6 protein-coding genes are annotated in these 7,222 nt (G+C 60.4%); all 6 read left to right on the forward strand.

Translation table 11 applies throughout. The features are described from left to right. The first annotated feature begins 45 nt into the window (after positions 1–45). On the forward strand, positions 46–1,353 hold the full coding sequence (locus CIC12_RS31755) for a porin (RefSeq protein ID WP_168670360.1): 1,308 nt from the start codon (positions 46–48) through the stop codon (positions 1,351–1,353). A gap of 111 nt (positions 1,354–1,464) precedes the next feature. Then, positions 1,465–2,802, forward strand: coding sequence for an MFS transporter (locus tag CIC12_RS31760; protein WP_168670362.1), 1,338 nt, complete (start codon positions 1,465–1,467; stop codon positions 2,800–2,802). A gap of 149 nt (positions 2,803–2,951) precedes the next feature. Continuing rightward, positions 2,952–3,905: a LysR substrate-binding domain-containing protein gene (locus tag CIC12_RS31765; RefSeq protein WP_168670364.1), complete on the forward strand. Its 954-nt coding sequence runs from the start codon at positions 2,952–2,954 to the stop codon at positions 3,903–3,905. A 373-nt stretch (positions 3,906–4,278) separates the two neighbouring features. Further along, a complete protein-coding gene (locus tag CIC12_RS31770) occupies positions 4,279–5,253 on the forward strand; it encodes a PhnD/SsuA/transferrin family substrate-binding protein (RefSeq protein ID WP_168670366.1) in 975 nt (324 codons plus the stop codon). Positions 5,254–5,290: 37 nt separating this feature from the next. Further along, positions 5,291–6,316 carry an amidohydrolase family protein gene (locus CIC12_RS31775; protein ID WP_168665288.1) on the forward strand — a complete coding sequence of 342 codons (1,026 nt, stop codon included), beginning with the start codon at positions 5,291–5,293 and terminating at the stop codon, positions 6,314–6,316. 65 nt (positions 6,317–6,381) lie between these two features. After that, on the forward strand, positions 6,382–7,222 hold an 841-nt coding region (locus CIC12_RS31780; protein ID WP_168670368.1), incomplete at its 3' end, for an amidohydrolase family protein.

A 7,222-nucleotide genomic window follows, 5' to 3' on the forward strand; every position in this document is an offset into this window, starting at 1 on the left:
ACTTTACCGAATAGTTAACGCATCGGGGTTTTTATTCAATAGACGTTGCAAGTTGACGATGAGAGGATTGCATCGTCGAAGCTTGAGTCGAAGTTCGCCCCGCCGCTGCGCGCGGCACGGCGAACTGTTGCGGAAACATTCGCGGGTCTTGATTTTCATGGCTTTCGTCGCGCGCGAATTTGTATTTCCGCAGGCACGTCGGGACTGACATTTGCCGGGTGCGACACGCATAGTGGCTTGACGGGAGGAAGGAGACACGCACCTGTCAGGGATGGAGACGCGCTCGCCGGTCACGACATCGGTGAGCTAAGAAAAATCAAATTAGAAAGTAGAGATATGTCAACGATAAAGGTTCTTGGAGCCGCGGCTCTGGGCATGATGACGTGCGCCGCGCACGCTCAATCTTCCGTGACACTGTACGGGATTATCGATACCGGTATCCGGTACACAAACAATGGACATGGTTCGGTCACGACGATGAACACGAACGGCTGGCTTTCATCCAGCCGCGTGGGCTTCACTGGGCAGGAAGATCTGGGTGCAGGATGGAAGGCCATCTTCCAGTTGGAGACAGGCTTCAATGTGTCTAACGGAGCGTTGGACAATACAACCGGCCTGCTATTCAATCGTATGGCGTACGTCGGCTTCAAGAGTCCCTATGGGACGCTGACCTTGGGGCGCCAATGGAATCTGGCTCACGACATCATCTATGATTTCGATCCCTTCTTTCTCCAGTATCCGTCAATCGTTCCGCTCACGCCGGCGCTCGACGGCGTTCACTTCAGCAACGATGCGAAGTACAAAGGCGAATTCGGACCATTCAGATTCAGTATGGAGAATTCGTTTGGCGGAGTGGCAGGCAATTTCAGCGACGGCTCCGCTCGGGGTGTCGGTATGCGCTACAAGAGCGGTTTTATCGAATTAGGCGGCGTGTATATCCATAAACGCACTCTGGTCGGCACGAACTATGTTCCGGACAACTACTACGCGTTAGGGACGCGATTGGTGTTCGGTTCGCTGATGCTCTCGGGTGGCTACATGAACGAGAATCAGGACGGCATTGCCGGTTCGAACCCGGTGCGCACCGAAAACTATTGGGTGGGTGCGACCTACGACATCACGGCCTTTACCCGTATTGGCGCGGGCGTGTACGAAACCAGTTTGCCGAATACGGATGGCAAGCGTGATATCGGCATTGTCAGCGTGACCTATTCGTTGTCGAAGAGGACGCGCCTCTATGTTGAAACCGACTTTACTCGTTATCGCGGTTCGTATGCGACCAATACCACACTCAATCCGCAGAAGGCACAACGTCAAATCGCCGGGACGATAGGTATTGACCACAGCTTCTGATTCGAAATTGTTCGCTATCCGGATCAAATGACGAGTAATCAATGCGTTTGCGGATGCCTTTGTCGGCATGGCCTGGCGAACACGATAACCTGGCAATCACTGGGGACGTAAATGAAGATAGTCTGGTACTCGGAACTCACTCCAGTCGAACGACGCACGTACTGGGCCTGTTTCGGCGGATATACGCTGGATTCCCTGGACTCGACAATGTACGCATTGCTCGCGCCGGTATTGATCACCATTCTCGGCATCACCAAAACGGAGATTGGTGTACTGGCGATGGCAGGTCTCATCGGCAACGCAGTCGGCGGCTGGATGGCGGGTATCGTTGCCGACCGATTTGGTCGTGTTGCCGTGCTCAAATTCACCATTTTGTGGGTGGCGCTTTTCAGCCTGCTAGCAGCGGTGACTTCTGGCTTTCATGCGCTTGTCGTCGTGCGGGCGCTTCAGGGGCTCGGATATGGCGGCGAGGCGGCGGTAGGCGGCGTGCTGATCAGCGAGGCGGTCCGCCCTTATCTTCGCGGACGCGTGGCGGCGTCGGTGCAGTCCGGGTTCGCCGTCGGTTACGCACTGTCCACTGCGTTGGTGCCGATTGTCTTCAACTTTTTCCCGGAGACGATTGGCTGGCGAGTCATGTTCGTCATCGGCGTCGTTCCGGCTTTCCTGGTGCTGATGATCCGTCAAAGCGTTCCGGAAAGCGGCATCTATGAAGCCGCGGCTAGCGCTCGACGCGCGGGCAGGAAAGCGGAGCCGTTCTGGGAGATTTTCCGGCCCGCTCATTTACGCGTTACGCTGCCCGGCCTTCTGCTTGCAACGGGAGTTTTCGGCGGAGGATTCGGCATGAGCGCGTGGCTGCCGACCTACCTGCGCATGGATCTTCATCTGGCCGCCGCATCGATGGCCGGATATCTCGCGATGGGTATCACGGGCTCGTTGATCGGTCCGTTCGTCAGCGGTTTCATCAGCGACAAAATCGGGCGGCGCTCCAGTTTCGTGCTGTTCGCGGTGTGCGAGACCGTCGTGGTGGGCTTGTTGCTGCTGCTACAGGTTGGTCCTAAGGCAACCGTCATTCTTATCTTCTTCCACGGTACGCTCCAGAGCGGCTTTGCCGCAGGCCTCGCGCCTACTTTCGCCGAACTGTTTGCGACCAATGTCCGAGCCAGTGGATCAGGTTTTTGCATCACTGGCGGGAGAGGCTTTGGTTCCATTGTGCCGGCGGCGGTCGGCACGCTCTCCATCGTCATGCCGCTCGGCCGTGCGATGGGCATTGCGGCACTCGCGGCGTTCGCGGCTGCTATCGTGGCGGCCCTGCTTCTGCCGGAGCGCTCGGGGGCGGATCTGGACGACGGCAACCCCACAGAACAGTCGCCGCAATCAGATCGCCTATGCGCCCCGGTACACGACCCACATTCCCTCGATCTGAGACCGGAAGCAGAGCGCGTGGGCTAACATGCGGGTCTTCGGTGCCGACGAATTCTGAAAGCAGATCAACCGCGGGAGCATCATAGTGGCGCGCTGTACTGTCCAACGCCCGCTCATGCAACGAGGTCTGCATCGGATGACTCCCGGCCAGCGCGTTGGTTTTATCCGGAGACAGCATGGGGCAACTGGACTGGTATTTGAACGTCAATCTGAAGGTGCGTCACTTGCGCCTGCTGGTTGCGGTTTACGATTTTCGCAATCTGCGTCAGGTGGCATCCAATTCGTTTATCACGGTCCCGGCGGTATCGAAGGCGCTCGGCGATATTGAGCGGGCGCTAGGAGTCAAGCTGTTCGAGCGCACGGCCAATGGGCTGCGGCCCACGGCATACGGCGAGAGCGTAGTGCGGCATGCTCGAATCGTACTCAGCACCCTCAACCAGACAGCCGAAGAGATCAAGGCCTTGCAGAACGGCAGTGCCGGCAAGGTGTATGTCGGGACGTCGCCCATCATGGTGTCCACCATCATGCCGAAGGCGCTTACGCTGCTCAAGCAGGACACGCCTCACACTAACGTGGAGATTCGTGAAAACCGGATGAGCGCGTTAGTGCAGGAACTACAGCGCGGCGATCTGGACTTGATCGTCGGCCGGTTGCCGAGCAAGTCGGACACCGTCGGTCTGCGGGAGCAGGTATTGCTCACGCCCCACACTAAACTCGTGACCAGTCCGCGCCATCCGCTCGCGGGCAAAACGAAAGTTCAATGGTCGGACCTTCAGGATTTTCCATGGGTGCTCCCACCGGTCGGTTCCTTGCTGCGTGAGCCGATCGAAAATGCTCTCGCTCGCCATGGCCTGCTCATGCCGTCCAACTACATCGAAACGTTGTCGCCTCACCTGATTCGCGCCTACCTTCAGTTTAACAATGCCATTGCGCTGCACACTGGCGATGCGCTTCATTCCCACGCAGACGTCGGTCCGATTAGCGCACTGCCAATCGATCTAAACCTCGTTACGCGCCCTCTCGGCGCGCTTTGGCAAAGCGACAAGCCGCTTGCGCCGAGTGCAATGTTGCTGCTGCGCTGCCTGGAGCAGGTATGCTCCGCCGCCGTGAAGACGGTCAAAGCCGACTGAGTCGCGCAACTGGGAGGGCCGACTGACGGTTGTCGCCGGCCCTTTGTTCGTCCAGCGTTCGGTTCGTCGAGCGGGCAGCCACCCTGGCGCCACCTTCGAAGCCGCGCGAGCACCTGCGCAGCGGCACGCTACAAACAAACTTTTACCTGCTCTCCCTGGCGCTCCCGGTACAGGGATTGGCGTCCCGCCACGTCTGAGCCTTTACCGATTGGTTAACGCAACCGCTCTTTATTTCAATAGACGGAAAGCGTGCACCGCCAGATCATATAGCCCACGAGATCACCTGCACGGCCATACAAGTTGCCCATACGTGGCAGCGGGCTGCGTTGGCCAGCAGGTCGATCGGGCAACGCTATCCATACAGGAGACACAGGTGAGTAGAAACGTCCCGCTCAAGATCGCCATCGCCGAGCACCCGCACACCGCCGCTATCCGCAACGGCTCGATCCCCATCGAGGGTGTAGACGCCGAATTCGTCACCGTCAAGCCGCAGATCGGCGCGTTTCGCCGAATGGTGCGCGATGTCGAGTTCGATGTCTGCGAGCTCGCGCCGACCACCTACATCATTGCCCGCGCGTATGGCGCACCGTTCGTCGGCCTGCCGGTTTTCGTCGTGCGGCGCTTTCATCATGGCGGCCTGCTGGTTCGCCCGGATGCCGGCATCAGGACGCCGAAGGACCTCGAAGGCAAGAAGGTCGGCGTGCGCGCGTATTCGGTGACGACCGGCGTGTGGACGCGTCAGGTGCTGATCGACGAGTTCGGTCTCGATTCGTCGAAGGTGACCTGGGTGGTCGATGACGAAGAGCACGTCACGCAACTGAAGTTGCCCTCGAATGTCATTCACGCGCCGCAAGGCAGTTCGCTTGCCGACATGATGGCCTCGGGCGAACTGTCGGCGGGTTTCGACGCGGCCGCCGGTATCGGCCGCAAGGGTGCGCCGACAGGCGGCTGGCAGGAAGTCGAGGCCAACTATCCGGATCTGCTGCCGAACGCTGCGGAGCTTGAGAAGGAGTACTACGGCCGCACCGGCGTGTATCCGATGCACGGCACGATCGTCGTGAAGGACTCGGTGCTCGCCGACCATCCGTGGATCGCGAAATCGATCTACGACGCGTTCGTGCAGGCGAAGAAGGAATGGCTCGCACGTCTCGACGCAGGCGATGCGACGGCCCCCAGCGACAGGAAGTACCTCGAACTGCGCAAGATCGTCGGATACGATCCGCTGCCGTACGGTCTGCAGGAAAACCTCAAGACGATCGAAACGCTGGAAGCGACCGCGTTCAGGCAGGGGCTGACGCCGCGCCGCATGTCGATCAACGAACTGTTCGTGGATCCGCTGGCCCGCTGAGCCGAACACCATCCTCCTGCACGAGACTGGACACACCATGATTATCGATTGCCACGGTCACTTCACGACCGTCCCCGCCTCATTCCGCGCGTGGCGCGCCAGACAGGTCGAATTTGCCAACGATCCGGCCAATGCGCCGTCACGCGATGGCGCTTTTGTGAGCGACGACGAAATCCGCGAAGCCATCGGCAACGGCCAGCTCAAGCTGCAACGCGAGCGCGGCAGCGACCTCACGCTGTTCTCGCCGATCGCGGGCCTGATGAGCCACCACCTGGGCAACGAGCGCACCAGCCTCGAATGGGCTGAAGTCTCGAACGACCTCGTCTACCGCGTGACGGAACTCTATCCGGACAACTTCGCGCCGGTGTGCCAGTTGCCGCAATCGCCCGGCGCCGATCCTGCAAACAGCATTGCCGAACTGCGCCGCTGCGTCGAACAGATGGGTTTCGTGGGCTGCAACCTGAACCCGGACCCGAGCGGCGGCTACTGGACCGGCAAGCCGATGACCGATCGCGAGTGGTATCCGCTCTACGAAGCACTGGTCGATCTCGACGTGCCCGCGATGATCCATGTGGCCGCATCGTGCAATCCGTGTTTCCACGGCACCGGTGCGCACTACCTGAACGCGGATACGTCCGTGTTCATGCAGATCCTGCAATCGGACCTGTTCAAGGACTTCCCGACGCTGCGTCTGGTGATTCCGCACGGCGGCGGCGCGGTGCCGTATCACTGGGGACGTTATCGCGGCATGTCGCTCGAGATGCGCGAGCGTCCGCTCGAAGGGCTGCTGGACAACATTTTCTTCGACTCATGCGTGTATCACAAGCCGGGGGTCGAACTGCTGACCAAAGTGATTCCGGCCGACAACGTGCTGTTCGGCTCGGAAATGATCGGTGCGGTGCGCGGCAAGGACCCGGCCACGGGCCAGTACTTCGACGACACGAAGCGCTATATCGACGCATGCGAGGCGCTCTCGGACGAAGACCGCTACAAGATCTTCGAAGGTAACGCACGCCGGGTCTACCCACGCCTCGATGCACGCCTGAAGGCGCGCGGCAAATAAGGACCATCAGGCGGCACGCGACATGGGCGCGGGCCGCATGCAATGAGAACAGCACAGAGACATTCATGACAATCGTTGATATTCACCCGCACATCATCTCCGGCGACGAAACCCGCTATCCGCCGGCGCCCCTGTTCGGCAAGCGCTCGGACTGGTCGCAGGAGCGTCCGACGACCGTGGAAACGCTGATCGCATCGATGGATGCGGCCGGCGTCGCGAAGGCGGCTGTCGTGCATTCGTCGACCACGTATGGCTTCGACAACAGCTACGTGGTCGATGGCTGCGCGCAATACGCGGACCGTCTGGTGGCCGTCGGCTCGGTCGACGTGTTGCAGGAGGATGCGCCGGAACGCATCCGCGAATGGGTTGGCCGGGGGCTCGCCGGACTGCGCCTCTTCACGGGCGGCAGCACGAAGGAGTTCGACCCGAGCGAGCTGGACGATCCGCGTTCGTTTCCGGCGTGGGAACTGTGCGGCGAACTGGGCCTGCCGATGTGCATCCAGACCGGTCCGATCGGCCTGCCGCAGGTGACGGCGCTGGCCAGGCGCTTCCCGAAGGTCGCGATCATTCTCGACCACCTGGGACGTCCCGAAGTGGCCGACGGCGCGCCGTATGCGAAAGCGCAAAGCCTGTTCGATCTCGCACCGCTCGAGAACATCTACCTGAAGCTCACGCCGCGTATCTTCGGCGATGTGAAGAAGGAGAAGGCGAGTGCAGCAACGTTCTTCCCGCGTGTGGTCGAGGCGTTCGGCGCGAAGCGCATGGCCTGGGGCTCGAACTATCCGACCTCGACGGGCACGCTCGCGGAGATTCTCGCGACCGCGCAGGCTGGTCTCGCGAGCCTGAGCGATGCAGACCGCGAATGGATCTTCGGCAAGACGGCGCAGCAACTGTATCCGGCTTTGG

Source organism: Paraburkholderia sp. SG-MS1, assembly GCF_012275575.1.
Taxonomy (GTDB): domain Bacteria; phylum Pseudomonadota; class Gammaproteobacteria; order Burkholderiales; family Burkholderiaceae; genus Paraburkholderia.

Bases quoted from the DNA above. Each gene is read 5' to 3' on its own strand.
- CIC12_RS31760 (WP_168670362.1), top strand. From the start codon at position 1,465: ATGAAGATAGTCTGGTACTCGGAACTCACTCCAGTCGAACGACGCACG.
- CIC12_RS31765 (WP_168670364.1), top strand. From the start codon at position 2,952: ATGGGGCAACTGGACTGGTATTTGAACGTCAATCTGAAGGTGCGTCAC.
- CIC12_RS31775 (WP_168665288.1), top strand. From the start codon at position 5,291: ATGATTATCGATTGCCACGGTCACTTCACGACCGTCCCCGCCTCATTC.